The organism is Micromonospora sp. NPDC005254 (genome assembly GCF_042872525.1).
Taxonomy (GTDB): Bacteria; Actinomycetota; Actinomycetes; order Mycobacteriales; family Micromonosporaceae; genus Micromonospora.
Genome location: NZ_JBIAKM010000001.1, coordinates 51,883 through 78,452 on the forward strand (window position 1 = coordinate 51,883; position 26,570 = coordinate 78,452).

The 26,570-nt window shown below is 71.4% G+C and carries 22 protein-coding genes and 1 tRNA gene; 10 read left to right on the top strand and 13 right to left on the bottom strand.

Annotated features, from left to right (window positions below; genetic code table 11):
- Both leuA and ACFYPR_RS00260 read right to left on the bottom strand, forming a co-directional pair.
- Complete coding sequence (gene leuA / locus ACFYPR_RS00255; protein ID WP_387177829.1) at positions 1 to 1,752, bottom strand: 2-isopropylmalate synthase; 1,752 nt, start codon at positions 1,750 to 1,752, stop codon at positions 1 to 3.
- 237 nt (positions 1,753 to 1,989) lie between these two features.
- Entirely contained in the window at positions 1,990 to 3,261 is a 1,272-nt protein-coding gene (locus ACFYPR_RS00260; RefSeq protein ID WP_387258113.1) for an MFS transporter, read from the bottom strand.
- 79 nt (positions 3,262 to 3,340) lie between these two features.
- Here ACFYPR_RS00260 and ACFYPR_RS00265 point away from each other — a divergent pair, with 79 nt between their 5' ends.
- Positions 3,341 to 4,339 (top strand): ArsR family transcriptional regulator, encoded by a 999-nt coding sequence (locus ACFYPR_RS00265; protein WP_354856472.1) that lies wholly within the window; start codon positions 3,341 to 3,343, stop codon positions 4,337 to 4,339.
- On the opposite strand, the gene ACFYPR_RS00270 is transcribed toward ACFYPR_RS00265, so the two are convergent.
- Both ACFYPR_RS00270 and ACFYPR_RS00275 read right to left on the bottom strand, forming a co-directional pair.
- Positions 4,340 to 4,870: a nitroreductase family protein gene (locus ACFYPR_RS00270; RefSeq protein WP_354856475.1), complete on the bottom strand. Its 531-nt coding sequence runs from the start codon at positions 4,868 to 4,870 to the stop codon at positions 4,340 to 4,342.
- 84 nt (positions 4,871 to 4,954) lie between these two features.
- Entirely contained in the window at positions 4,955 to 5,740 is a 786-nt protein-coding gene (locus ACFYPR_RS00275) for a hypothetical protein (protein WP_355135846.1), read from the bottom strand.
- 267 nt (positions 5,741 to 6,007) lie between these two features.
- Between ACFYPR_RS00275 and ACFYPR_RS00280 the strand changes: the two genes are divergently transcribed.
- Positions 6,008 to 7,273, top strand: a complete 1,266-nt coding sequence (locus ACFYPR_RS00280; protein ID WP_354856481.1) for an aspartate kinase — start codon at positions 6,008 to 6,010, stop codon at positions 7,271 to 7,273.
- Positions 7,274 to 7,278: 5 nt separating this feature from the next.
- Complete coding sequence (locus ACFYPR_RS00285) at positions 7,279 to 8,340, top strand: aspartate-semialdehyde dehydrogenase (protein WP_387258116.1); 1,062 nt, start codon at positions 7,279 to 7,281, stop codon at positions 8,338 to 8,340.
- Positions 8,341 to 8,432: 92 nt separating this feature from the next.
- Here the strand turns inward: ACFYPR_RS00285 and ACFYPR_RS00290 are convergent, their stop codons facing one another.
- Entirely contained in the window at positions 8,433 to 9,854 is a 1,422-nt protein-coding gene (locus ACFYPR_RS00290; protein ID WP_387258118.1) for a diguanylate cyclase, read from the bottom strand.
- 168 nt (positions 9,855 to 10,022) lie between these two features.
- Between ACFYPR_RS00290 and ACFYPR_RS00295 the strand changes: the two genes are divergently transcribed.
- The 4 genes from ACFYPR_RS00295 (at position 10,023) to ACFYPR_RS00310 (ending at position 14,213) form a co-directional block, all read left to right on the top strand.
- A complete protein-coding gene (locus tag ACFYPR_RS00295) occupies positions 10,023 to 10,802 on the top strand; it encodes a phosphodiesterase (RefSeq protein ID WP_387258119.1) in 780 nt (259 codons plus the stop codon).
- Positions 10,803 to 10,813: 11 nt separating this feature from the next.
- Positions 10,814 to 11,470, top strand: a complete 657-nt coding sequence (locus ACFYPR_RS00300) for a histone deacetylase (protein ID WP_354856493.1) — start codon at positions 10,814 to 10,816, stop codon at positions 11,468 to 11,470.
- Between the two features lie 311 nt (positions 11,471 to 11,781).
- The gene (locus tag ACFYPR_RS00305; protein WP_354856495.1) at positions 11,782 to 12,237 is read left to right on the top strand and encodes a lamin tail domain-containing protein; all 456 of its coding nucleotides are present in this window, start codon (positions 11,782 to 11,784) and stop codon (positions 12,235 to 12,237) included.
- Between the two features lie 269 nt (positions 12,238 to 12,506).
- Complete coding sequence (locus tag ACFYPR_RS00310; RefSeq protein ID WP_354856497.1) at positions 12,507 to 14,213, top strand: bifunctional metallophosphatase/5'-nucleotidase; 1,707 nt, start codon at positions 12,507 to 12,509, stop codon at positions 14,211 to 14,213.
- A 105-nt stretch (positions 14,214 to 14,318) separates the two neighbouring features.
- On the opposite strand, the gene ACFYPR_RS00315 is transcribed toward ACFYPR_RS00310, so the two are convergent.
- A complete protein-coding gene (locus ACFYPR_RS00315) occupies positions 14,319 to 15,596 on the bottom strand; it encodes an MFS transporter (RefSeq protein ID WP_387258121.1) in 1,278 nt (425 codons plus the stop codon).
- Between the two features lie 129 nt (positions 15,597 to 15,725).
- Here ACFYPR_RS00315 and ACFYPR_RS00320 point away from each other — a divergent pair, with 129 nt between their 5' ends.
- Positions 15,726 to 16,199, top strand: coding sequence for a hypothetical protein (locus tag ACFYPR_RS00320; RefSeq protein WP_387258123.1), 474 nt, complete (start codon positions 15,726 to 15,728; stop codon positions 16,197 to 16,199).
- A gap of 43 nt (positions 16,200 to 16,242) precedes the next feature.
- Here ACFYPR_RS00320 and ACFYPR_RS00325 read toward each other — a convergent pair whose 3' ends face one another.
- The 3 genes from ACFYPR_RS00325 to ACFYPR_RS00335 all read right to left on the bottom strand — a co-directional run bounded on the left by ACFYPR_RS00325 (position 16,243) and on the right by ACFYPR_RS00335 (position 19,574).
- A complete protein-coding gene (locus ACFYPR_RS00325; RefSeq protein ID WP_387258124.1) occupies positions 16,243 to 18,162 on the bottom strand; it encodes a hypothetical protein in 1,920 nt (639 codons plus the stop codon).
- Positions 18,163 to 18,359: 197 nt separating this feature from the next.
- Positions 18,360 to 18,436, bottom strand: a tRNA-Pro gene (locus ACFYPR_RS00330).
- A gap of 244 nt (positions 18,437 to 18,680) precedes the next feature.
- Positions 18,681 to 19,574, bottom strand: a complete 894-nt coding sequence (locus ACFYPR_RS00335; RefSeq protein ID WP_387258126.1) for a metallophosphoesterase — start codon at positions 19,572 to 19,574, stop codon at positions 18,681 to 18,683.
- A 25-nt stretch (positions 19,575 to 19,599) separates the two neighbouring features.
- Between ACFYPR_RS00335 and ACFYPR_RS00340 the strand changes: the two genes are divergently transcribed.
- On the top strand, positions 19,600 to 20,055 hold the full coding sequence (locus ACFYPR_RS00340; RefSeq protein ID WP_007466213.1) for a GatB/YqeY domain-containing protein: 456 nt from the start codon (positions 19,600 to 19,602) through the stop codon (positions 20,053 to 20,055).
- 77 nt (positions 20,056 to 20,132) lie between these two features.
- On the opposite strand, the gene ACFYPR_RS00345 is transcribed toward ACFYPR_RS00340, so the two are convergent.
- Positions 20,133 to 22,568: a transglycosylase domain-containing protein gene (locus ACFYPR_RS00345; RefSeq protein WP_354856514.1), complete on the bottom strand. Its 2,436-nt coding sequence runs from the start codon at positions 22,566 to 22,568 to the stop codon at positions 20,133 to 20,135.
- A gap of 404 nt (positions 22,569 to 22,972) precedes the next feature.
- On the opposite strand from ACFYPR_RS00345, the gene ACFYPR_RS00350 reads away from it, so the two are divergent.
- Entirely contained in the window at positions 22,973 to 23,293 is a 321-nt protein-coding gene (locus ACFYPR_RS00350) for a WhiB family transcriptional regulator (RefSeq protein ID WP_007466209.1), read from the top strand.
- A 6-nt stretch (positions 23,294 to 23,299) separates the two neighbouring features.
- On the opposite strand, the gene ACFYPR_RS00355 is transcribed toward ACFYPR_RS00350, so the two are convergent.
- From ACFYPR_RS00355 to ACFYPR_RS00365, 3 genes are read right to left on the bottom strand one after another with little or no spacing between them, the layout of a single operon-like run.
- Positions 23,300 to 24,451 carry an ArsA-related P-loop ATPase gene (locus ACFYPR_RS00355; protein WP_354856516.1) on the bottom strand — a complete coding sequence of 384 codons (1,152 nt, stop codon included), beginning with the start codon at positions 24,449 to 24,451 and terminating at the stop codon, positions 23,300 to 23,302.
- A 54-nt stretch (positions 24,452 to 24,505) separates the two neighbouring features.
- On the bottom strand, positions 24,506 to 25,483 hold the full coding sequence (locus ACFYPR_RS00360) for an ArsA-related P-loop ATPase (protein ID WP_387258128.1): 978 nt from the start codon (positions 25,481 to 25,483) through the stop codon (positions 24,506 to 24,508).
- Positions 25,484 to 25,509: 26 nt separating this feature from the next.
- Complete coding sequence (locus ACFYPR_RS00365) at positions 25,510 to 26,091, bottom strand: hypothetical protein (RefSeq protein ID WP_354856551.1); 582 nt, start codon at positions 26,089 to 26,091, stop codon at positions 25,510 to 25,512.
- Positions 26,092 to 26,570: the final 479 nt, after the last annotated feature.

A 26,570-nucleotide genomic window follows, 5' to 3' on the forward strand; every position in this document is an offset into this window, starting at 1 on the left:
TCAACCGCGCGCGCGGTTGACGGCGCTGGTGACCGCCTTGATCGACGCGGTGACGATGTTGGCGTCGGTGCCGACACCCCAGACCGTCCGACCGTCCACCTCGCACTCCACATAGGCGGCGGCCTGCGCGTCCCCACCGGAGGACAGCGCGTGCTCGTGGTAGTCGAGCACCCGGACGCCCACCCCGACCGAACCGAGCGCGTTGACGTACGCGTCGATCGGGCCGTTGCCGACCGCGGTGAGCGACCGTTGCTCGCCGCCCACGCCGACCTGTGCCTCGATCTCGACCTTGCCGTCGGTGGTGCCGATCGTGTAGCCGCCGAACCGGATCGCCGGGTCGGGCTGGTGGTCGAGCAGGTAGTGCGTCGCGAAGATCTCCCACATGGCGCGCGGGTCGACCTCGCCGCCGTCGTGGTCGGTGACCTGCTGCACGACCCCGGAGAACTCGATCTGGAGTCGGCGGGGCAGGTCCAGTTGGTGCTCGCTCTTCATGATGTACGCGACGCCGCCCTTGCCGGACTGCGAGTTGACCCGGATGACTGCCTCGTAGGTGCGGCCCAGGTCCTTCGGGTCGATCGGCAGGTACGGGACCGCCCAGGTGTGCTCGTCCATCGGCACGCCGGCCGCCTTCGCGTCGGCGGCGAGGGCGTCGAAGCCCTTCTTGATGGCGTCCTGGTGGGAGCCGGAGAAGGCGGTGTAGACCAGGTCGCCCGCGTACGGGTGGCGCTCGTGCACCGGGAGCTGGTTGCAGTACTCGACGGCCCGCCGGATCTCGTCGATGTTCGAGAAGTCGATCATCGGGTCGATGCCCTGGGAGAAGAGGTTGAGCCCCAGCGTCACCAGGTCGACGTTGCCGGTGCGCTCGCCGTTGCCGAACAGGCAGCCCTCGATCCGGTCCGCGCCGGCCAGCAGGCCCAGCTCGGCGGCGGCCACCCCGGTGCCCCGGTCGTTGTGCGGGTGCAGGCTCAGCACGACGCTGTCGCGGCGCGGCAGGCGCCGGTGCATCCACTCGATCGAGTCGGCGTACACGTTCGGGGTGGCCATCTCGACGGTGGCCGGCAGGTTGATGATCAGCGGCCGGTCCGGCGTCGGGTCGATCACGTCGATCACCCGGGAGCAGACCTCCAGCGCGTACTCCAGTTCGGTGCCCGTGTACGACTCCGGCGAGTACTCGTAGAAGATCTCCGTGTCCGGGGTGTGGATCTCCGCGTACTTCTGGCAGAGCCGCGCACCGGTGGTGGCGATGTCGGCGATGCCGTCCTTGTCCAGACCGAAGACCACCCGCCGCTGGAGGGTGGAGGTCGAGTTGTAGAAGTGCACGATGGCCCGCTTCGCGCCGCGCAGCGACTCGAACGTCCGGTCGATCAGGTGCTCCCGGCACTGGGTGAGCACCTGGATGGTGACGTCGTCCGGGATCATGTCCTGCTCGATGAGCTGCCGGACGAAGTCGAAGTCGGTCTGGCTGGCCGACGGGAAGCCGACCTCGATCTCCTTGTAGCCCATCTGGACCAGCAGCTGGAACATCCGCCGCTTGCGCTCGGGCGACATCGGGTCGATCAGCGCCTGGTTGCCGTCCCGGAGATCCACCGCGCACCAGCGCGGGGCGGCCTCGACGGTGCGGGTGGGCCAGGTGCGATCCGGCAGGTCGATCCGGAACTGCTCCCGGTAGGGCTGGTAGCGGTGGTACGGCATCCGGCTGGGGCGCTGCCGGGCGATCGGATCGGTCTCGGCGTCGGTGACAGGTTGAGCCATCTCAGAGTGCTCCCTGGAACATGTGGCGTCAGCAGATCGGAAGGTGTCGGCGAGGTGCCGGGCGACGGTGCGCGGCGGTGCCGAGAGGAAACTCAGATGTGCTGGACGGCGCGATGCGACTCCGCGACGAGGTGCCGGCCGGTCAGGCCCCGTCGCGGCGGCTAAGGAGAAGAAGCGCCCGCCACATGACCAAGTCACCCTACGTGATGGAACCGGGGGTGGAAAGGCCGGTCCGGACTATGGGACCGGCGTCATGGTCTGCTCCTGGACCTCGGCACCCAGCCTCGGCGTCCGTTCGGCCCAGGCCACGGCGGGCACGATCGCCGCTCCGACCAGCACGAAGATCGCTGCCGTCGGTAACCAACCCCAGCCGCCGGTGGTCACGCCGAGCGCGGTCAGCCCCGCGGGGGCGATCAGGTACTGCACCTGCTCGCCGAGCCGCAGCGCCCCCACGTACGCGCCGCGCTGGTCGTCCGGCGGAAGGGTGGCGGTGAGCCCCCAGGCGCCCGCCGACTGGATCAGCTCGGCCAGGATCAGCAGCGTCGCGGCGGCCACCAGCACCACGACGGTGAGCGGGCCCCGGGTGACCCCGGAGATCGGCAGGACCAGGCAGGCCAGGGCGATGAGCAGGGCACCCCGTCGAGAGGCCCGGGCCGCGCCGGCGGCGGTGTCGGCGCCCCGGCTGACGCGTACCTGGAGCAGCACGATCAGGACCGTGTTGAGCAGCACCAGAGCGGCGATCACCGTCTTCGGGGCGTCGGTGTGGGTGAGGATCCAGAGCGGCAGCACCGTCAGGTAGAGCGTCTGGTGCGCGGTGAGCAGCCCGGACAGCAGGGACACCGTAATGAACGGGCGGTCCCGCAGCACGGCGAGCCGACCCATCGGCTCCACCGGCCGGGCCACCTGCGGCAGGCGGGGCAGTCGTCGTACGAACAGGGCCGTCACCAGGATCACCGCCGCGATGAACCAGACCATCGCGCGGTACGCCTCGATCGTGTCCACCGCCAGCACCAGGCCGCTGATCACCGCGCCCAGCCCGAATCCGACGTTCAGCGACGAGCGCTGGTACGCCATCGCGGTGACCCGTTCGGCCGACGGGAGCGCGTTGATCGAGTAGACCTGCCGGGCCACGCCTGTCGACGCGTCCACCGCCGCCAGCGCCACCACCACGGCGAGGAAACCGGCGAAGCCACCCACGAACGGGTACGACGCGAAGAGCGCCGCGTCCAGCACCAGCCCGACCACCCAGACCCGCTGCGGTCCGTACCGGTCGGTGAGCCCGCCCAGCGGCACCGTGCCCAGCAGTGACACCCCCGCCGAGATGGACAGGCCCAGCCCGACCTGGGCGGCGCTGAGCCCCAGCGCCCGGGTGAAGAAGACGGCGCTGCCAGCGTGGAACAGGCCGCTGCCGACGGCGTAGACCATGGCCTGCACGGCCAGCGCGCGGGTCAGCCCGGCCGGCGGTACGACGTTGTGGACAGCGGTGCGGATGGTTTCTCTGGCCCCCATGGCCGAGAAGTGAACCGGGACCGAATAGATCGGTCGAGCCTTTTAGGCTGGACCGAATCCTGCTCCCGGGGGAGGGCGCGTGTCCGAGTTGCGGTTCAGCCTGGCCGACGTCGCGAGAGTGCGGCTCGCCGTGTCGCCGGTCAACGAGACGGTCATGAGCATGTGGGCGCTGGCCAGCCCGATCCGCTACCCGGTGCACCTGCCCTGGATCGACCGGGCCCGGGTGACCCTGCGCCGTCCCGAGGTCGCCGCCCGGGTCCGACCGCTGAAGGAGCTGACCTGGCGGGGTTGCCCGTTGCCCGACTTCCTCACCCCGGCGGCCCGCCCGAACGTGGAGGTGACCGAGCAGCTCGACCAGATCGCGGCGACGCCGTCGGCCGTGGTGGTCCAGGATCTGCTGTCGACGACCGGGCGCCGGCCGCTCAGTCCGTTCGGGCGGGCGCTGCTCGCCGACCCCCGTGGGCTGTTGCCACAGCTCGTCGACGCGGTGCGGGTCTGGTACGACGAGGCGATCGCCCCGGACTGGTCGCGGATGCGGGCGCTGCTCGACGCCGACGTGGCGTACCGGGCCGCACAGCTCGCCGAGAACGGCGCCGGACGGTTCTTCGAGCAGCTCCACCCGAGCCTGCGCTGGCTCGGCGACCGGGTGGTCAGCGACGACCCGTTCGCGCGGGACTTCGACCTGCGGGACCGTGGGTTGGCGCTGAACCCGACGGTGTTCAGCGAACGTCGGGTGCTGTGGAACCTGCTGGAGGACTCGTTGCCGGCCGCCGCGTACCCGGTCCGGGCGGTCGGGACGCTCTGGGAGGCGACCGCGCCACCGCCTGGCGACCCGCTGGCACGGGTGATCGGCCCCGGCCGCGCCGCGCTGCTGCACCTGCTCGACACGGCCACCACCACCACCGACCTGGCCCGGCTCACCGGGATGTCGGCCGGAAACGTCTCGCAGCACCTGGCCGCGTTGCACGCCGCCGGCCTGGTCGGCCGGTCCCGACAGGGTCGGCATGTGCTCTACCGCAACACCGACGCCGCGGGGGTTCTGCTGCGGGCCAGCGGTGCGGCTGACCCGATCAGGTGATCAGGCGAGCAGCAGGTCGGCGACCGGCCGGCGGTGCCGCAGGCCGGTCTCCCGGGCGCGCAGCTCGGCCGGGAGGGCGAAGGGATCTCCGAGCCGACCGACGGCGGCGACCACAAGCGGTCGGACGCCGCCGGGCAGGTCGAGTTCGGTGGCGAGGCCGGCCCGGTCGAAGCGGACGAGCTGGCGGACGTGCAGACCGAGCGCGGTGGCCTGCAGGGTCAGGTGGGCGATCGCCTGACCGAGGTCGTACGCGGCCCGCTCGGCGTCGCCGCCGGTGTGCGCGCCGACCACCAGGGTCGCGGCGTGCCGGGCCCAGCCCTGGTCGTCGGCGGGAAGGTTGATCAGGATCCGTTTCCAGTTCTGGTCGTCCCGGTGGCCGAGGGCGAACCGCCAGGGCTGCCCGTTGTCCGCCGACGGCGCCCACCGCGCGGCCTCCAGCAGCGAGGCCGCCTCGTCCGAGGTCAGGGTGGCGCTCGGGTCGAAGGCCCGAGGGCTCCAGCGGAAGGCGAGCAGCGGGGTCAGGTCAGCCATGCCGAGAATCGTCCTGTATGGGTGATTCGCCACTCAACGTGGGCCTGCGGGATGTGGGCAAAAGCACCCGTAACGGGATGAAGATCAGGACGTTCCCGCGCTCGGGCTGAGTGTCGGATCGGGCGTCGGAGGGGCCGCCGTGTCGAGGGGTTCCGCGTCCACCACCGGCCCGGCGAGCTGCACGGTGGCGGGCGCCGGGCCGGGCGGGGCCGCCAGCCGCAGCGTGCCGGCGTCGGTCCGGACGCCGGTCGGCGTGCCGTCGGTGTCGTAGCAGTAGATGCCGACGTCCAACGGCGCGTTCAGCGAGGCGGAGGTGGAGTCGACCGAGTAGCAGGTGCCGGTCAGCCCCTTGGGCGTGGCGGCCAGGGCCACCGCGAGCGGCGCGCGCCGGTCGGTCAGCACGTCCAGCCAGTCGGTGAGCGGATGCTGGATCCGGGGGTCCAGCCGGCGCGGGAGGGCGTCGTCACGTTCGCCGAGGCGTACGCAGCGCGCCGGCTCCGGGTGACCGGTCGAGGGCAGCGCGCACTGGAACAGCCCGTCGCCGGTCGCGGCCAGCGAGACGTCGGCGGTGCCACCCAGCGCCCCGCCCGGCACGTCGACCCGCCAACTGCCGTCGTTCGCGCTGGTGAACACGATGCTGCGGTCCGGTTGGCCGGTCCGGGTGAACACGTAGCGCGCCACCAGGTGGCGATCCTGTGCGGCGGCGGCCAGGGCGGCCAGCTCGTCCCGGGTGGCGTCCACCTCGACCGGGCCGGGGTCGGCTGGCGGCGGAGGCGGAGGCCGCTCGCTGGTGCAGGAGACCAGGACTGCCGGCAGGGCGAACACGAGCGGCCCGAGCACGCGGCCGGCCGAGCGAAAGAGGACGGGCACCGGCCCATTCTGGTGGGTGCGGGCCAGGCGCGGGCAGCGGCGGGCAGCCGTCCGCCCCGGCGTGTCGGGCGCGGCCTTTCGGCGTACCGCCCGAACTCGCGGACCTGGCCGCCCGCGTTGCCCGCACGGCCGCGCGGGCCGGATCGTGGGATCACCCGACCCGCCGCCGTGGCCCGCCCGATACCCTCATGGGGTCTGACACGCGCCGCCGGCCCCGGTTCCGGCGGCGTCGGCACGCTCAGGGTCACTGGGAGGGAGTGCACCGTCGTGGCACTCGTGGTGCAGAAGTACGGCGGGTCCTCCGTCGCCAACGCCGAGCGGATCAAGCGGGTGGCCGAGCGCATCGTCGCCGCCCGCAAGGCCGGCGACGACGTGGTGGTGGTGGTCTCCGCGATGGGGGACACCACCGACGAGCTGCTCGACCTGGCCAACCAGGTCAGCCCGCTGCCGCCGGGCCGCGAGCTGGACATGCTGCTCACCGCCGGGGAGCGGATCTCCATGGCCCTGCTGGCCATGGCCATCCACAACCTGGGGTACGAAGCCCGCTCGTTCACCGGCTCGCAGGCCGGTGTGATCACCACCTCGGTGCACGGCCGGGCGCGGATCATCGATGTCACCCCGGGGCGGCTCAAGGGCGCGCTCGACGAGGGCTCGGTGGTCATCGTGGCCGGTTTCCAGGGCGTCTCGCAGGACACCAAGGACGTCACCACGCTGGGCCGCGGCGGCTCGGACACCACGGCCGTCGCGCTCGCCGCCGCGCTGCACGCCGATGTCTGCGAGATCTACACCGACGTGGACGGCATCTTCACCGCCGACCCGCGGATCGTTCCCAACGCCCGGCACATCAAGGACATCACCTACGAGGAGATGCTGGAGCTGGCCGCGTGCGGCGCGAAGGTGCTGCACCTGCGTAGCGTGGAGTACGCCCGCCGGGCGGGGTTGCCGATCCACGTCCGTTCGTCATACTCGACCAACACCGGCACGATGGTCACCGGATCGATGGAGGACCTTTCCGTGGAGCAGGCACTGATCACCGGGGTCGCGCACGACCGCAGCGAGGCCAAGATCACGATCGTCGGGGTGCCCGACGAGCCGGGTGCCGCCGCGCGGATCTTCGACACCGTCGCCGGCGCCGAGATCAACATCGACATGATCGTGCAGAACGTCTCCACCGAGGGCACCGGCCGTACGGACATCTCGTTCACGCTGCCCAAGGCCGACGGCCCGACCGCGATGGCAGCCCTCAGCAAGATCCAGGAGCCGGTCAAGTTCAAGGGCCTGCTCTACGACGACCACGTCGGCAAGGTCTCCCTGATCGGCGCCGGCATGCGCTCGCACCCCGGCGTGGCCGCCGGCTTCTTCGCCGCGCTGGGCGCCGCCGGGGTCAACATCGAGATGATCTCCACCTCCGAGATCCGCGTCTCCGTCGTCTGCCGGGACACCGACCTCGACGCCGCGGTCCGCGCCATCCACGATCAGTTCGAGCTGGGCGGCGACACCGAAGCCGTGGTCTACGCCGGGACGGGTAGGTAGCGCCGATGACGGCGCTGCCCACCCTCGCCGTGGTCGGAGCGACAGGTGCCGTCGGCACCGTGATGTGTGAGCTGCTCAGCGGACGTCGCAACGTCTGGGGTGAGATCCGGCTCCTCGCCTCCGAGCGCTCGGTCGGGAAGCGGGTGCGCTGCCGGGGCGAGGACCTCGTCGTCCAGGCGCTGACCCCGGAGGTGTTCGACGGGGTCGACGTGGCGATGTTCGACGTGCCCGACGAGGTCTCCGCCGAGTGGGCGCCCATCGCCGTCGCCCGTGGCGCGATCGCGGTGGACAACTCCGGCGCGTTCCGGATGGACCGGGACGTCCCGCTGGTCGTTCCGGAGATCAATCCCGAGCAGGTCCGCAACCGGCCTCGGGGCATCATCGCGAACGCCAACTGCACCACCCTCGCGATGATCGTCGCGGTCGCGCCCCTGCACCGCGAGTACGGTCTGCGGGAGCTGGTGCTCGCCTCCTACCAGGCGGTCTCCGGCGCCGGTCAGGCCGGCGTGGACATCCTGCACGACCAGCTCGCCAAGGTCGCCGGGGATCGCGCGCTCGGCTCGCGTACCGGCGACGTCCGCCAGGCGGTCGGCGACGACCTGGGCCCGTTCCCGGCGCCGCTGGCGCTCAACGTGGTGCCCTGGGCGGGCTCGTCGGCCGACGGCGGCTGGTCGTCGGAGGAGATGAAGATCCGCAACGAGTCGCGGAAGATCCTCGGCCTGCCCGACCTCAAGGTCAGCGCCACCTGCGTGCGCGTGCCGGTGGTGACCGGCCACTCGGTGGCCGTGCACGCGGTCTTCGCCACCGAGGTCGACGCCGAGGGCGCCCGCGAGGCGCTGCGCAACGCCCCCGGCGTGATCCTGGTCGACGACCCCGCCGCCGGTGAGTTCCCGATGCCGATCGACGCGGTCGGCACCGACCCGTCGTGGGTCGGCCGGATCCGCCGCGCCCTGGACGATCCGCGCGCCCTCGACTTCTTCGTCACCGGCGACAACCTCCGCAAAGGCGCGGCCCTCAACACCGCCCAGATCGCCGAACTCCTCGCCAAGGAACTCCGCACCGCCTGACCCCGCGCTGCGGCGATCTCGCGGTTTCTGCGCCGGCACGAGGGATCAGAGCGACAAGACGACGACCGGAAGCGCAGGATCGGCGGGAGGTTTCACGCCGCGGCCAGGTGGACTCCGTCCCGGCCCTGGCGCTTCACCGCGTAGAGGGCCTGGTCGGCTCTTCGCAGGGTGCCATCGGGGGATTCGCCGGGGCGGGGCAACGCGACGCCGACGCTGATCGTGCGACCGGTCCGTCGAGCCGCCTCGGTCAACCGCTCGGCGATCCGGACCGCCTCCTCCGGACGGCTCACCTCGATCACCGCGACGAACTCGTCGCCGCCGATCCGGTACAGCTCGTCGCCGTGCCGCAACGCCCCCTCCAGCGCCCGGGCGAGCCCGACCAGCACCTGGTCGCCAGCCTGATGGCCGTACGTGTCGTTGACCGTCTTGAAGCCGTCCACGTCGATCGCCAGCAGAGCCGTACGCCCCGGGGTGGCCGCCGCGATCCGCTGCCCGAACGGGCCGGTGTGCCGCAGCCCCGTCAGCGGGTCCGAGCTGGCCTGCTCCCGCAGCCGGACGAGCGTGCGCAGCCGGTCCAGGCTGGTCCACACCTGCCCGGCGAGCAGCTCCATGAGGCTGACCGTGGTCGGGTCCGGCCGCAGCGCCCGCTCGTCGGCGACGAGCAGCGCCCCACCCGCGTCCGGCGGACCCACCGGAACGGCGATCAGCGTGCGTACCCCGGCCCGGGTCAGCGGCCGGTAGTCCTCGGTCGGCGGGTGCCCCGCCTCGCCCAGCGTGTACCCGGCGCCGTACCGGTGCGCCCGCTCGATCATCCGGCCGAGAGCCTCCGGCCCCGCCTCAGCCAACTCCGCCCGGATGCGGGTCTCCAACTCGCACCCGGCCAGCGGCGGCGGCCCGAGCTGGGCGCCCTCCGGGCCGCCGGTCAGCAGCACCGCGGTGGAGAGGGTGGACACCTCCCGGGCGGCGGAGGTCGCCGCGCCGATCACGGCCTCCTCGGTCGGCGCGGCGGAGAGCGCGGCGGCGTGCCGGAGCAGCTTCTCGCTCCGGCTCTCTGACGGAGGGCCGCCCACTGCGGCGATGCGGGCGCCGAGTCGGGCCGCCAGCCGCTGCGCGGTCTCCCGCCACGGCTCCAGGTCGACAGGCCCACTCCACTGCAGGTCCAGTACGCCGATCACCCGGCCCGCCGGGTCGCGCACCGGCACGCACAGCTCAGCTGTCACGTCCGGGCGTACCGGAAGGTAGTCCGGGTCGGCGGTGACGTCCGGGACCACCGCCGCGACGTCTGTGGCGTACACCCGGCCGACGATCCCGGTGCGCGCCGGGACGGTCGCGAAGACCTGCCACGCGCCGGTCGCCGCCACGCAGCGCAGCCGGTCGTGGGCCTCGAGCAGCACCGAGATGGTGGCCGGGGTGTGGCGCGACAGCGCGGCGACCGTCCGCCGACAGGCCTCCGGCGCGGTCGACGCCATCGACAGGCGGACGGTGACGTCACGGATGACTCGCTGATGATCCACTCGCACGTCGTTCCAGGTAGGGGAGGGTCTGCGCGATCAAGCGTACCCACGCTGAGGGAACCCTCCGGGCTTCGTACACATGTGCTATCCACAGGCTGTGGACGCAGCCTGTGGGAAGAGGCGGCGGGCGATAGCGTGGAACTCCCGTCGCCGAGGAGGCGAGCACTCATGCTCATCGCCCAGCTCAGTGATCCGCACGTGACCACCGGCCTGCTCGCCGCCGAGCCCGCCGCCGGGCTGCACCGGGCGCTCGGCCGGGTGCTGGCCCTGCGCCCGCGACCCGACTGCGTGGTCATCACCGGCGACCTGGTCGACCACGGCCGACCCGACGAGTACGCCGCGCTGCGCGACCTGATCGGCCGGTTCCCGCTTCCGGTGTACCTGGCCGCCGGCAACCACGACGACCGGGAGTCGCTGCTCGACGCGTTCGGCGGCACGCCCTGGCTCGGCGGCGGGTTCTCCGCTTACTACCACGTCGACCACGAGGCGGCGACAGTCGTCGTGCTCGACTCGCTCACCCCCGGCAGCGGCGGCGGCAACCTGGGCGAGGAGCAGCTCGGCTGGCTCGACGGCGTGCTCTCCGGTAGGCCCGACGTGCCCGCCGCGATCTTCCTGCACCACCCGCCGGTCGCGGTCGGCATCCCGGCGGCGGACACCATCCGGCTCGCCGACGGGCCCGCGCTGGCCGAGGTGGTCGGCCGGCACCGGCACGTCGTGCGGGTCGCCGCCGGGCACCTGCACCGCACGGTCACCGTGGGGTACGCGGGCACGGTGCTCACCGTGGCGCCCAGCACCTGGAAGCAGAGCACCCTCACGATGGCCACGGACGAGGTGATCGGCTGGGTCGCCGAGCCGACCGCCTTCCTCCTGCACCGCATCGAGCCAGGCGGCTGCGTGACCCACGTCGTGCAGGTCAGCCACTCGGCCGGCCAGACCTGCGGCTTCTGAGCGCACCGCCCATGCCCGGCACCGTCTGGTACGTCGCGTACGGCTCGAACATGCACGCCGCCCGGCTGGCCTGGTACATCGTCGGCGGCTGCCCGCCCGGCGGCCGGCGGACGTACCCGGGTTGCCGCGACCCTCGCCCACCGAGCCGGTCGGCGCCGGTGTGGCTGCCCGGCGGGATCTACTTCGCCGGCGAGTCCGGCGCGTGGACCGGCGGGATGGCGTTCTATGACCCGCAGCTGCCGGGCGAGGCCGCCGCACGGGCCTACCTGGTCACCATCGAGCAGTTCACCGACATCGCCGCTCAGGAGATGTACCGCCCGACCGGCGACACCGCCGACCTCGTCCCGGCGGCCGGCGCGGCAGTCGACACCGCCGTCGCCGAGGGGCGGGCGACGCTCGGCCCCGGCCGCTACGAGACCCTGATCTGCCCCGGCCTGCGCGCCGGCGTCCCGCTGCTCACCTTCACCGCCCCCGAGCCGGCGTCGGCCGTGCGGTGCCGGCCACCGGCACCGGCCTACCTGCGCATGATCGCCCGAGGGCTGCACGAGTCACACGGCTGGGCCGCCGAGCGGATCGCCGACTACCTGGCACAGCGCCCCGGAGTCGCGGACGGCTGGCCCCTCGACGCGGTGACGACTCTGGTCCGCGACGCACTCACCACCGGCTGACCGGCCAAGCCCGGCTTCCGCCCGGATCGGCGGCGATGATCCACCGGCCGGATCGACCGACGAGATCATCGGACCGGATGGACGGGCCGGTGAGAGTCCGGACGCGTCCGAAGGTCGACCGGTCCGAACTGCCGGGCAGCGTCGCCGCGCACCGACCGGCGCACCACGCTCCACCGCCCGGATCGAGTTGGCGACGCGTCCTCCTCGCTGGCCACGCCCGCCCCGTCCCGCCGCTAGCGTCAGCGCTCCACGTCACACGTGGAACGACTGCGTCGGCGTTCGTCGGCCGGCGCACGGAGTGAGGAGACGGAATGACGAAGAAGATGATCGGTCTCGCGCTCGCGCTCGCCGGGACGCTCGCTGCCACGCTGGCCACCGCCGGACCGGCGCAGGCCGCGACTCCGTCGGTGCAGATCACCAAGGTCTACTACAACTCGCCCGGCAGCGACAACCGCTCGAATTCCAGCCTGAACGCGGAGTACGTCCGCCTCACCAACCGGCGGTCGAGCACCATCAACCTGAAGTCCTGGACGCTGCGGGACAAGGCGCGCCATGTCTACACCTTCAGTGGCGACGTCCGCCTCGCCGCCGGAGCGAGTGTCTACATCCACACTGGAAAGGGCAAGAACACGTCGACCCACCGCTACTGGGGGTCCGGCGCGTACATCTGGAACAACACCGGCGACAGCGCGTACCTGCGCGACTCGGCCGGGAAGCAGATCGACTCCTGCTCCTGGGGCAGCAAGGGCAGTTACACCTCCTGCTGAGCAAGCGGACGCCGCCGGTCGACCGCCGGCGGCGTTCGCCGCGGACGTCGATCGACGAGATGTGGTCGGTGACCGATGGTGGACCAATCGGTGTATTCGCAGCTCTGCTGTGCTGCTCGGCTCGACCTGTGAGCGTCCGGATGAGAGGCTGGCCGGGCGGGCGACGCCCCAACCGCCCGCAAGCGTGATCGATCCTTCCGACGGCGTCGACGGCGGCCGCTCGACCCACAGGCCGGCCACCGCACGCGCCGATTCTCACGAGGAGTTCCATGTCCATACCCGGGATGCGTCGGGCCGCTGTCGGCCTGACCGCGCTCGCGGTGGCAGCGCTCGGCGCGGTCGCCACCACCCCCGAGCAGGCCGACGCGCGACCGAAGCCGGTCGACGTCACCCTGCTGGCGCTCAACGACTTCCACGGCAACCTCGAACCCCCGAGCGGCTCCAGCGGCACCATCGCCGGGCAGACCGCCGGAGGCGTCGAATACCTCGCGACCCACCTGGCCGAGCTGCGCGCCGCCGCCAAGAAGAAGAACACCATCACCGTCGCCGCCGGTGACCTGATCGGCGCGTCCCCCCTGCTCTCCGCCGCGTTCCACGACGAACCGACCATCGAGGCGCTGAGCATGGCCGGGCTGGACTACGCCAGCGTCGGCAACCACGAGTTCGACGAGGGCGCCGCCGAGCTGCTGCGGATCCAGAACGGCGGCTGCCACCCGGTCGACGGCTGCGCCGACGGCACCCCGTACCGGGGCGCCGGCTTCCAGTACCTGTCCGCCAACGCCTTCAAGACCGCCACCGGCAAGCCGCTCATGGCGCCGTACGCGATCCACAAGGTGCAGGGCGTCAAGGTCGGCTTCATCGGGATGACCCTGGAGGGCACCCCGCAGATCGTCAGCCAGCAGGGCGTCGCGGGCCTCACCTTCGCCGACGAGGCGGAGACCGCCAACCGGTACGCCCGCGAGCTGCGCCGCAAGGGCGTGGAGACGATCGTCGTGCTGCTGCACGAGGGTGGTGCCCAGGCGGCGACCGGTGGCATCAACGACTGCGTCGGCATGACCGGGCCCATCGTGGACATCGCCAACCGGATGGACCCGTCGATCGACGTGGTCGTCAGCGGCCACACCCACCAGGCGTACAACTGCAACATCAACGGCAAGCTGGTCACCAGCGCCAGCTCGTTCGGCCGCCTGGTCACCGACATCGACCTGAAGATCGACCGCCGCTCCGGGGACGTGCTCTCGGCCTCCGCGAACAACGTCGTGGTCACCCGCGACGTCGCCAAGGACCCGAAGCAGACCGCCCTGATCGACAAGTACAAGACGGTGCTCGGCCCGGTCGCCGGCCGCCAGGTCGGCGAGACCACCACCGCGATCACCAAGACCCAGGAAACCCTCTTCGGTACGACCCTGGGTGAGTCGCCACTGGGCAACCTGATCGCCGACGCGCAGCTCGCCGCCACCGATGACGAGCAGAATGCGGTCGCCGCCTTCATGAACCCGGGTGGGGTCCGGGCCGACCTCAACGCCGGCCCGGTCACCTACGAGGAGGCGTTCACGGTGCAGCCGTTCGCCAACAACCTGGTGACGCTCGACCTGACCGGTGCGCAGCTCTACTGCGTACTGGAACAGCAGTTCGTCACCGGCCGGACGCTGTACCCGTCGTCGACCGTCGGCTATGTGGTCGACCCGGCCGGCACCACCGGCACCGTCGCCGACCCGTGCGCCGGCACCCGCGTGGTCCGGGGCAGCCTCACCATCGGCGGCACCGCCGTCGACACCGCCGCCACCTACCGGGTGACGGTGAACAACTTCCTGGCCGGCGGGGGCGACGGCTTCAGCGCCCTCACCGCCGGAACCAACCAGGTCACCGGCCAGATCGACCTGGACGCGTTCGTGGCGTACCTGACCGCGAAGTCGCCGGTCTCCGCCCCGACGCTCGACCGCATCCGCACCACCGCCGAGGTCCCCGCCGCCTGACGGCGTACCCCGCAACGATCGGGCCCTGGAGCACCCGCTCCGGGGCCCGACCCGTCCCCGGGCACCGGCCGCTGCTGCAAGGGACGCGGGACGCGGGACGGGTCGTCAGACGGGGGTGGGTGCCGGGGCGGGCGTGGTGATCGTCGGGCGGCCGTCCTGGTCGACGGTGAGCAGTCGGCGCAGCGAGAGCGCGATGAGCGAGGCGATCAGGCAGCCGCCGACCACCACCGCGACCCAGACCATGCCGTTGGCCGCGCCGATGAGCGGGCCGGCGGTCACCGGGCCGATCACACCGCTGATCCCGAAGATCATGGAACTCATGGCGTTGTACCGGCCGCGCAGCTCGTCGGTGGCGAGCGCGTTGGTCAGCGCCGGCATCACCGGCGACAGCAGCGTCTCACCGAGGCCGAAGATCGCCGAGCAGGCCACCACGCACAGGGCGGCCACCAGGGCGTTGCCGGTGCTGATCACGCCGGCGACGCCGAGGACCAGCCAGGCGACGGCGAACACCGCCCCGACCACGGCGAGCGCGCCGGTGCGGCTGCGCCCCTCGATCCGGCGGATCACCAGCAGTTGAGCGAGCACGATCATCACGGTGTTGGCCGCGAGCGCCCACGCCACCACCCGGGGGTTCACCTCGGCGACGCGCACGGCGTACGCGGCGAAGCCGACCTCGACCTGGGCGTACCCGCAGGTGGTGAGGACCAGACCGAAGATCACGAGCCGGCGGAACGGGCGGTCCCGGAGCACGGTCAGGTAGCCGCCGCTCGACGGCCCGTCGCCGGCTAAGCGGTGGCCGAGTCGGTGGCCGACGCCGGGCAGGGTCAACAGGATCAGGGCCGGCATCAGGTAGCTGACCGCATCCAGCAGGTAGATCGTCTGGAAGGTGCCGGGCCGCGCCGTGTCGACGATCGCGCCGGACGTCATGCCGCCGATGCCGATGCCGAGGTTGAGCAGCGCGAAGTTCAGTCCGAAGACCCGTTGCCGCTCACCGTCGTCGGTGAGCGAGGCGAGGATGGTGTTCTGCCCGGACCAGATCGCCGAGCTGCCGACGGCGATCACGGTCATCACGAGCAGGGCCGAGCCGGTCGAGTGGACCAGCGCCAGCGAACCGGTGCCGATCGCCTCGATCACGAAGCACGGCACCACCACCCGGCGCGCGCCGAACCGGTCGATGAGCGTCCCGCCCAGCGGCGACAACGCCAGGGTGACGACGCCGTACCAGCCGATCACCAGACCGGCGCGGGTGTCGGTGAGCCCGCGCACGTCGGTGAGGTAGATGAACAGGAACGGCAGGGTCAGGCCCCGCCCGATCGCCGACAGCAGGGTGCCGAGGAGGATCCGGCGGGCTTCCGGACGACGGGGCAGGGATCGACGCAGCATGTCCGGCATTCTGTTCGGTGGGTGTGACGCCCCGCGAACCGTTTTGCAGCGGCGACGCTGTTCCCGGGCCGCCGGGTGACCAACCCCACGGCGATCGTCGGTGTCCGCCCGGTCTGCGATGCTGGCCCGATGACCGGCACCTGGCGACACCTGCCCGCTACCGCCCGCGCCATCGCGGTGACCGCCACAGCGGCCGTCGCCGCCGCCCAGGCCCGCGACAATCAGGCGTACGACGAGGCGGTCGCCGATCTCGCGGCTGACGACCGGTCCGGTCTGGTGCTCGGTACGGTGGTTCGGCTCCTGCTGGAGGAGGGCCACCCGGAAGGGCTGGCCGGCGACGACATCCGCCAGGTGCTGACCCGCTGCGTGCAGGACGCGATGCGGTGGCGGTCGGACGTCGACCCGCACGTGGTGCTCGTCCTGCTCGCCGGAGCGCTCGGGGTGTACGACCCCGAGGGCGACGAGTCGCGGCCGGACGCGCCCGCCCTGGCCCGGCATGCCCCGTTGCTCGTGGCCGACCTGTTGGCGGTGACGGGCGTGCCGTTGAACGACTATCTGGCCGCCGCGTTCACCGAGATCGAGCGCACCGAACGGCAGGACTGATCCGCGGGGGCGGCCACACCGGTGGCCACCCCCGCGGGGTACGTCAGGAGGCGGAGGCCGCCACGTCGAAGTAGTACCAGTTCGGGTAGTCACTGACCGTGCCGTCGGCGCGGACGGCGTAGACGGTCAGGTCCATGAACCCGCTGGCGGTCGGCGTCCAGGTGATCGTGGCCCGGCCGTTCGCGTCGGCCGCCACCTCGATCGCCTCGGCATTGTTGAAGCTGTACCGGTAGGCCGCGGTGTCCGTCCAGCCCGGCGGCGGGGAGAAGGTGAAGGTGCCCTCGACCCCCACCCCGCCGACCGGCGAACCGTCCGGCGAGTAGTAGACGTCGGACTTCACCCCGGGGCCGGGGTCGAAGTACGTGGACCAGTTGCTCTCCGGTGAGACGAACCCGTTGTCGCTGAGGCTGCGGACCGTGATGTTGTGCCCGTCCACCCTGTTGGCGACGAAGCTGAAGTAGCCCGTGCCGTCCTCTTGGGCCGGCCGCTTCTCCGGGTCCCCGCCGTCCAGGGTGATCTCGTACTCACGGACGCCGGTGACACCGGGTGCCGGTACGAACTTCAGCACCACCTCCTGCCCCCACTCGGGCTGACCACTCTCCACCTGGATCTCAGGTGCGGTCCACGGCACGAAGGTGCGGTACTCGACGGTCTGCGAGACGTTGCCGGCGAGGTCGATGGAACGGACGGTCAATGTCTGTGGCCCGAAGCCGATCGGGTTGACCGTCACGGTCGCGGACCCACCGGCGGTGTTCGCCTTGACCGCCCCCGAGCTGCTGAACGGATCGAAGCAGACCAGTTGACCGTATTCACCGCTGGCCGAGCAGGTGTTGACACCCAGGCCGCGCCAGGAGTACCGGAAGCCGGCCACGTCCTTGTTGCCGTTGCCGGAGAAGGTGAAGACGGCCGGCACGCCGGCCGGCGCATGCTCTCCGGTGCCGTCCGCTGGGTAGTTGGACGAGGTGACGGTCGGCACGCCGGGCGCGGTGCTTGCGTAGGTGAAGAAGCACTTCTTCGACCACGCCGAGGTGTCGGCGCCGTCGGTCACCCGGGCCTGCCAAGCGTACGACTCGCCGTCGGTGAGGGTGCCCTCGGGCAGGTTGACCGTGTTGGCCCGACCGGAGATGCCGTGCTCGCCGATGAACGTCTGGCGAGCGTCCGGCGTGGCCTTGGGCCAGATGGCGACCTCGGTCTTGACGGCGCGCTCGTCGTCCCCGTCGGCGTCGGAACCGACGGCCTGTAGCACCGTGGCGAACCCGCTGATGCGCGGATACGGCTTCAGTTGCGTGCAGGCAAGACCACCGTTGTAGAGGTGGGCGCTGTCGATCTGTGGCACGGAGTTGAACTGGGTGGTCAACTTGACGCCGCGGTACGGGTGCAGCCCTCGGCCGTAGGAGGCGTCACTCTCGAACTGCTCCGGCACCCGGATCTCGAAGGTGATGTGACGCTGCCGGTGCGCCACCGCATCCTGCACCGCCGCGCCGACGTCGAAGGTGATGGAGGCCCCAGGGCAGAACTGTACCGGGGTGAGGACCTCGCCGAGCTTGGTGAGCGGTTCGGGTGCCCGGTTCCAGGTCGGCGTCGCGGTGACCGGCTTCGTCCGCCAGATTTCGACGGCCCGTTTGCTGCAGTCGGCGGCGCTGCGCTCGTCGAGGAACACATTCGCGCCGTAGATCTTCTTGCCCTCGTAGGCGGAGAGGTCGTACGTGGCGTACACCCGGGAGGTGTGGCTCTTGCCCGCGTCGTCCTGCCAGGTGCCGAGCGGAATGTTGGTCTCGCTGTCGATGGGGTATGCCTTCTTCGGCGTCGCCGAGTCGGTCCAGCCGACCTGCACGGCCGGCGGGCCGTCGTAGTGCGGTGCCGCGACGGCGGCGCTCGCGGTGGAGATGAGACTGAGCCCGCTGACGCCCATCGCCAGCGCGAGTGTGCCGACGACGGCACGGCGCGGCCTTGATCTGATCACAGTGGAATGTTCCTCCCCGTGTGCCATCCGCTCCGCTGAACGGATGATCAAGCGCATCAAACCCTGGGAGGTTGACGGGCGGCAACCCCCGTTCGGGCGGCCGGGGAGCCGCCCGAACGGATTGATGATCTTTCAATGGCGTACGCCGCGGAATGTGCAGAGGGCACATCCGTCGAGCGGATGTGCCCTCTTACCTCTGGTCGGGGTGGCCGGATTCGAACCGACGACCTCTTCGTCCCGAACGAAGCGCGCTACCAAGCTGCGCCACACCCCGAGGCGTGCCGACAAATAGTAGCCCACCCGCTCCGATGGTCAAACTCGGTACCCCCGCCGCCCGACCCGGCCGAATCGCGCTCGGAGCCGCCAAGATCCGCACAACTTCCCCGATGTTGCTGCCTCCCGGCACAGCGAGGCAGCAACATCCCCGATACTGCGCGGATCTTGGGGCGACGGCGGGGCGGGCGGGGCGACGGCGGGGCGGGTGGTCAGGGGCGGCCGGGGAGGCGGGGCACGACAGGTCAGCGGGGGATGAGGGTCAGGATGCTCGCCTCCGGAGGGCAGGCGAAGCGGATCGGTGCGGTCGGGTGGGTGCCGAGGCCGGCGGAGACGTGCAGCCAGGAGTCCGACCCCGGCCACCGGTGCAGCCCACGTGCCATCGAGCGGGGCAGGCCGCAGTTGGTCACCAGCGCGCCGTACCCCGGGACGCAGACCTGTCCGCCGTGGGTGTGCCCGGCCAGCAGCAGGCCGAAGCCGTCGGCGGCCATCTGGTCGAGCACCCGTGGCTCGGGGGAGTGTGTCAGCGCGATGGACAGGTCGGCCGAGGACGAGACCGCGCCGGCCACCGCCGGGTAGTCGTCCCGGTTGATGTGGGGGTCGTCCACGCCGACCAGGTCGAGCTGCCGGCCACCGGCCTTGAGGGTGGTCCGGGCGTTGTTGAGGTCCGCCCAGCCGGCGCCGGTGAACACCTGACGCAACTCCTCGTAGGGCAGGTCGACGCCCTCGGTGTACTCCCGGTCGGGCAGGAAGTAGGTGAACGGGTTCTTCAGCACCGGCCCGGTGTAGTCGTTGGAGCCGAACACGAACGCGCCCGGGTAGTCCAGCAGCGGTTGCAGCGCCCGCAGCACGCCCGGCACCGCGCCCGGGTGCGCCATGTTGTCGCCGGTCACCACGACCAGGTCCGGGTCGAGGGCGGCCAGCGACGCCACCCAGCGCTGCTTGCGCGCCTGGTCGGGCATCATGTGCAGGTCCGACAGGTGCAGCACGCGCAGCGGCTCCGCGTCCGACGGCAGCACCGGCACGTCGTACCGTCGGAGGGTGAACATGTTGCGCTCGACGAGCGACGCGTACGCGAGTGTGGTCGCGCCGACCGCGGCGGTTCCGGCGGCGAGGCGGAATAGTGTGCGCTTTCGCATGGCGTTCAGGGTAGTTTGACCGTCCATGAGCACGCTGAAGGACCGCCTCACCGCCGACATGCGTTCCGCCCTCAAGGCGCGCGACGAGTTGACCACCTCCACGCTGCGGATGGCCCTGGCCGCCGTCGGCACCGCCGAGGTGGCCGGCAAGGCCAAGCGCGAGCTCACCGACGACGAGGTGCTCGCGGTGTTGACCAAGGAGGCCAAGAAGCGCCGGGAGGCGGCCACCGCCTTCGCCGACGCGGGCCGCGCCGAGCAGGCGGCGAAGGAGACCGCCGAGGGTGAGGTGCTGGACCGCTACCTGCCCAGGCAGCTCTCCGACGCCGAGCTGACGGAGCTGGTCGCGGGGGCGCTCGCCGCGGGCGGCTTCACCGGCAAGGCCCAGATGGGCCCGGCCATGAAGGCGGCCCAGGCCGCGGTGGCCGGCCAGGCCGAGGGCGGTCGGGTCGCCGCCGAGGTACGCCGACAGCTCGGCCTCTGATCTGCCGGTTCGGACCGACGAAAACGGGCGGGCACCCGCAGTGGGTGCCCGCCCGTTCGTGTGTCCTGCTCGTCGGCTCAGCCGTTCGGGCGGCCGCCGGGTCGACCGGGCGTGCCACCGGGAGGTGCCGGCTTGTTGCCGTCCGGCGGGGTGCCGCCACCGCTGCTGATCTGGATGGTGACGGGGCCGCCCTTGATGGTGCGCCCGTCCGGGTTGGTGCCGGCGGCGGTGCCCGCCGGGCAGGGGGACGCGACCTTCGCCTCGGAGACGATCGGCTCGAAGCCCGCGCCCTTGATCCGGGACTTGGCGGTCTCCACCGGCTGGCACTTCACGTCCGGGATGCTGCGCTGGTCACCCTCGGAGATCTTCTGGCCCGGGGGCTCGAAGTTGATCCGCGGCTTGCCCTTCATGGCGTCCCGCAGCGTCTCGTACACCGGCGGGTTGATGCCGTCCTTCTCGGCGTGCTTCATCTTGACGTTGGTCTGCGGCCAGTCCGGGTCGGCCATGATGCCGGCCACCGCGTACTGCTTGGTCATCGCGACCAGCGCGGCGGTCTTCTCGGAGTCGGTGGTGCCGGACTTGCCGGCCACCGGCGCGTCGACGATGCCCTTCACGACCGCGGCGGTGCGGCTGCTGCCGCACTTGCTGGTCTTGGAGTTGTCGCCGACCGGGCAGCGGGCGGCGTCCACGGCGGCGCGGGCCACGTCGGTGCTGAACCGCTTCTCGCAGCGCGGGTTGGCGATGTCGAGCTTCTTGCCCTCCGGGTCGCGGATCTCCTGCACCGGGATCGGCTCGCAGTACTTGCCGTCCGCCGCGAGGGTCGCGTACGCGTTGGCCAGGTCCAGCGGCGTGGTGGAGGAGACGCCCAGGGTGAAGGCGCCCCACTGGTGGGCCGAGTCCTTGGTGGCGGCGAACTTGGCGTCGTTGCTGGCCCGGAACTGGATGCCGGCCCGCTTGGCGACGTCGACCACGTTCTCGGCGCCGACCTGCTGCTGCAGCGGCACGAAGTAGGTGTTGATCGACTGGGCGAAGGCGCTCCACATGTTCTGCACGCCGCCGGCCTTCTTGCCGGAGTTGGTCGGGCAGTAGAAGTGGGTGCCGGGGCAGGCCGCCGGGCTGCTGCTGTCGATGATGTATTCCGACTTGAACTGCTGCGGCGCGTTGAACGAATAACTGAGCGGGATGCCCTTCTCCAGCGCGGCGACGATGGTGAAGATCTTGAACGTCGAGCCGGCCTGGTAGCCGGCGATGCCGTCGCCGCCGGTGAGCAGCGGGTTGACCGTCGCCGGGTAGTTGCCCTTGATGCCGCGCCTGCTCTTCGCCGGGTCGCTGGAGATCTTGTTCTTCGGGTTCTTCGGATCGTCCAGCTTGAACTGCCGGTTGACCGCGAGCGCCCGCACCCGCCCGGTGCCCGGCTCCACCACGGCGACCATGGCGGCTTCCTTGCTGGTCTCCTTCTTGGCCCGGCGAACCGCCGCGTCCGCGCCCTTCTGTGCCTGGACGTCGATCGAGGTCACGACGGTGTAGCCGCCGCTCTTCAGGCGCCGCTCACGGTCGTACGAGGTCGAACCGAACGTCTCCTGCTGCATCCACCAGCGGTAGAAGTAGTCGCAGAAGAAGCCCCAGCTGTTGACGTTTGTGGCGACGCAGCCGTTCGGGGTGCGCTTGTCCTGCACCTTCAACTTGACCGCCTTGGCGGCGTCGGCCTCCTGCTGGGTGATGGCCTTGGTGTCGACCATGTTCTGGATGACGTAGTTACGCCGGTCCAGCGCCAGCGGGTAGCCGCTCTTGGTGGTCGGGTCGTTGGTCGTCGGGGCCTTCACCATGCCGGCCAGCAGCGCGGCTTCCTCGATCTTCAGCTTGCTCGGCGGCTTGCCGAAGTAGACCTGGCTGGCGGCGTAGATGCCGTACGCGCCGTTGCCGAACGAGGCGAGGTTGAGGTAGCGGGTCAGGATCTCGTCCTTGGAGAACTCCTTGTCGACCTGCAGGGCCAGCCGCATCTCACGCAGCTTGCGGGCGCTGGTGTCCTCGGTCGCGGCGACCACGTCGGCCGGATGCGTGGCCGAGTAGGCGATGGCCAGCCGGACGTACTGCATGGTCAGCGTCGAGGCGCCCTGACGCCCGGCGCCGTCGCTCTGGTTGTTGACGAACGCGCGGGCGACACCGTTGATGTCGACGCCGTTGTGCTTGTAGAAGTCGTGGTCCTCGGCCGCGATGATGGCCTTGACCATGTACGGCGAGATGTCGGCGAGCTTCACGTCGCGGCGGTTCTCGTCGTACATCGTCGCCAGCGGCGTCTTGCCGTCCGACGCCAGCAGGTAGCTGATCTGTGGCGCGCGGGCCACCGTCAGCTCCGTCGGCAGGTTGCCGAATGTCTCTGCGCCGGCCTTGGCGGCCAGGCCGGACATCGCCACCGCGGGGAAGGCCGCCGCAGCGACCACCACGCCAGCCAACAGGCCACATATGAGCAGCGATGCGGCGTTGGTCAGCACATTGTGGTCACGTTTCCGCATCCAGGTCACCTCGGCATGGTACGCGAGTAGGGAACGAGGGGCGCTGGGGCGTTCTTTCCCCATTTCCTGCGTGCGCTGCCCTCGTTGTGCTAAACGCATGACCCCCCGTACGAGGTTGCGTGTGACCTGGCGCGAGTCTCCACCGTTCGGCGGAGGCTCCGCAGCGTTTTCGCCGACCTCGGCGGGGTAACCGGCGGTCGAGAGCCCGGGAAGCCGGGAGTGTCCGGAATGATGGATTTCGCCGACAACGTTGCGTAATCAGCCGACTACAGAGCATGATGATGGCGGCGACAGCGCCACATGTCGTCCGCACCGCCTTGGGGAAGGCGGCCGGGCGACCGGGGGGAAATTGCCGGCTGCCGTGCAACGAGGTCGGTAGGTACTGCAAGGGGGGACGTGTACACATGGGCATGATCACTGACTGGCCGTCGCTGGCGGCGTGTCAGAACGGGGACCCGGACGCGTTGTTCGTACAGGGCGCCGAACAGAACGTGGCGAAGCGGATCTGCCGGAGCTGCCCAGTTCGGTACGAGTGCCTGGCCGACGCGCTGGACAACCGGATCGAGTTCGGTGTGTGGGGCGGTATGACCGAACGCGAACGCCGGGCGTTGCTGCGTCGGCACCCACAGGTGACGAGCTGGCGCAAGATGTTCGAGGCAGCGATGAAGAAGAACAGCAAGGACAAGGCTGGCAAGGACAAGATCCTCGTCAGCGCGGCCACCTGACGCCGGTCACGACCGGCCGATCGCCGCGCCGATCGTCCGCAGCCCGTCGACGTCGTGCACGTCGGCGGGCTGCGCCGTCACCGACACCGCCGGCACCGCCGGGAACGCCTCGGTGAACCGCGCGGCCACCTGCTGCTCGCGTACCGCCTGACGGGCCAGCGCGGCGTGCGCCCGCAGCACGTCGGCGGTGGCCTCGTGCCCACCCAGCTCGGCCAGCCGCTCCGCGGCGGCCCCACTCTGCTCGGCGTCCAGCTCCGGGACCACCGGTCGGTGCACCCGGTTGAGCACCAGGCCGGCCAGCGGCATCTTCTCCTCCCGCAGCCGGCCCGCGAAGTAGGCGGCCTCCCGGACCGCGTCCGGCTCCGGCGCCGCGACCAGCACGAAGGCCGTCTCCCGCGCCTGCAGGATGCGGTACGTCTGCTCGGCCCGCTGCCGGAAACCCCCGAACATCGAGTCGAGGGCGGCCACGAAGCCGGACAGGTCGGTGAGCAACTGGGCGCCGAGCACCTTCTGCACCACCTTCGAGAACATCCCGAACGAGGCCGTGACCAGGCTGAACATGCTCCGTCCGCCGCTGCGCGCCGGTGCCAGCAGCAGACGCAGCATCCGGCCGTCGAGGAAGCGGGACAGCCGGGCCGGCGCGTCCAGGAAATCCAGCGCCGAGCGGGACGGCGGAGTGTCCACCACGATCAGGTCCCACTCGCCCCGGGCATGCAGCTGGCCCAGCTTCTCCATCGCCATGTATTCCTGCGTGCCGGCGAACGTCGAGCTCATCGCCTGGTAGAACGGGTTCGCGAAGATCTCCGCGGCCTTCGCCGGGTCGGTGTGCTGGAGCACCACGTCGTCGAAGGTGCGCTTCATGTCCAGCATCATGGCGTGCAGCTCACCGCCGCTGGCCTCGACGTCGATGCCCTTGACCTGACGGGGTGTGTTGTCCAGCTCGGTCAGGCCCAGTGACTGGGCCAGCCGGCGTGCCGGGTCGATGGTGAGCACCACCGTGCGCCGGCCATGGTGCTCGGCGGCCCGCAGCGCCAGCGCCGCGGCCGTGGTCGTCTTACCCACCCCGCCGGCACCGCAGCACACGACGATCCGCACGCCCGGGTCGGCGAGGATCTGGTCGACGTCCAGCTGCGGCGCCGCGTCTTCGGAAGGCACCAATCGAGCGTATCGGGCCGCGTCGGTCCATGCGCCCGTGCCGAGCTCAGGTGTGAGTCAATCGGCGCTGACGAGGGCGCGGGCCAGTGCCGTGAGGGCCGCCCGGTCCACCCCGTCGGGCAGCAACGGCAGCTCGACCATCGGCAGCCCCAACTCCACCAGGTCGGCGCGGAGCGAATCCTCCAGTTCGCGTCGGATGAGCTGGTCTCGCGCCTCGTCGTGCAACCCGGCCACGATGTCCTGATCGGCCGGCAGCCCGGCGGCGACCAGGCCGCGCCGGAGTTCCGCGGCGGTGACCGCCGGGCCGGCCGGCACCGGAGGTCGGGCGCCGTTGACGATCACCTTCCCGATACCGAAGCCGAGCGAGGTCAGGTCGGCGATGGCGTCCACCGTCTCCTGCACCGGCATCTCCTCCAGCAGCGTGACCACGTGCACGGCGGTCATCGGGGAGCGCAACAGCGCGGACACCCCCTCGCTCTGGGTCTTGATCGGGCCGACCTTGGCGAGCCGCGCCGTCTCGGCCGTGACGTTGAGGAAGCGGCCGATCCGACCGGTGGGCGGCGCGTCCAGCACCACCGCGTCGTACGCGCGCCGCTGCCCCGACGTCCGGGTGGTGGCCTCCTTCACCTTGCCGGTGAGCAGCACGTCACGCAGACCCGGGGCGATGGTCGTGGCGAAGTCGATGGCGCCGAGCTTGCGCAGGGCCCGGCCCGCCGCGCCCAGCTTGTAGAACATGTCGAGGTACTCGAGCAACGCCTCCTCGGCGTCCACCGCGAGCGCGCGCACCTCACCGCCGTCCGGCGTGTCGGCGAGGTGCCGCTCCTCGTACGGCAGCGGTTCGATGCCGAAGAGCTGGGCGATGCCCTGCCGGCCCTCCACCTCCACCAGCAGGGTGCGCCGGCCACCGGCGGCCAGCGCCAGGGCCAGCGCCGCCGCCACGCTGGTCTTGCCGGTGCCGCCCTTGCCGGTCACCACGTGGAGGCGGGCCGACCATCCGGTACCGGCCGGGTCGGACGGCCGCTCAGCTGCACGCACCCGTCGAGCCTATCCAGGCTTGCCGGTCAGGCGACCTCGCAGACCCACCAACCCGTCTTCTGCACCACAGTGAAGCGCAGGTCCTGGTCGGCCACCTTCTCGTCGGCGGTGGTCATGGTGATGCGCGTGGAGACGGTGGCCCGGTCGCCGGTCTGGTTGTCGACCTTCGGGGTGGTCCACTTGAACCGGGGGTTCTGGTACTCGGACGCGTACTTCTGCACCTCGGCCACCTTCGCCGCGATCTTCTTGTCGTCCCGAGAGGCGGCGCAGACGTGACTGGCGGCCTTGGTCGCGTCCCGGTCCTTGTAGACGGCGGTGAGGAACTCGTCGACGGCGACCGCCGGCTCCTTCGCGCCCTCGCCGGATTCGGCGTTGCGCAGGGTCAGGAACGCCACGACGCCGCCGCCCACGCAGAGCACCATGATCACGACCAGCGCGATGGCGGCGATCAGCAGGCCGCGCTTCTTCTTCGGCTCGACGGTGCCCTGGTACGGCGGGTAGCCGGGCGGGGGTGGTGGGATCGCACCCGGGGCCCCGGGGGACTGCGGCGTGCCGGCCGGGTCGTCGGTCTGCGGGACGCCAGCGGGCGGGCCGGGCTGGGTCGGCACGCCCGGCTGCGCGGGGAGCGCCCCCGGCGCGGGCTGTCCGGGATGAGCGGGCTGCCCGGGAAGGGCGAGCTGGCCTGGCTGGGCGGACGGGCCCGCAGCGGCGAACGGGCCCGCAGGGGCGGCCGGGCCGGGAAGTGCGGGCTGGGCGGCCGGGCCGGGTTGGGTGGCGGTCGGCGAGCCGGGACGCTCCTGGACGGTCGCCCCGTCGGACTCCCTCAAGGGGGCGGTCGGGTCGGGTTGCCCGGAGATCGGCTGGCCGGAAGGCGCCGGATCGGACTGGCCGGAGGCCGTCGGGCCGGGCTGTCCGGGGATGGTCGGCGTCTCGGGCTGACCGGCGGAATCCGGGGGCGCCGACGGAAGAGCGCGCGGGCCGGCCTGGTCGCCGCTGGGCGGTTGGGTCATCTCGTTCCCCCGGGGGTGCGGCGCCCGGCCGCCACCCCTGGCGCCGAGCGAGATCGAGCGGGCGGCCGGGCGCTGTG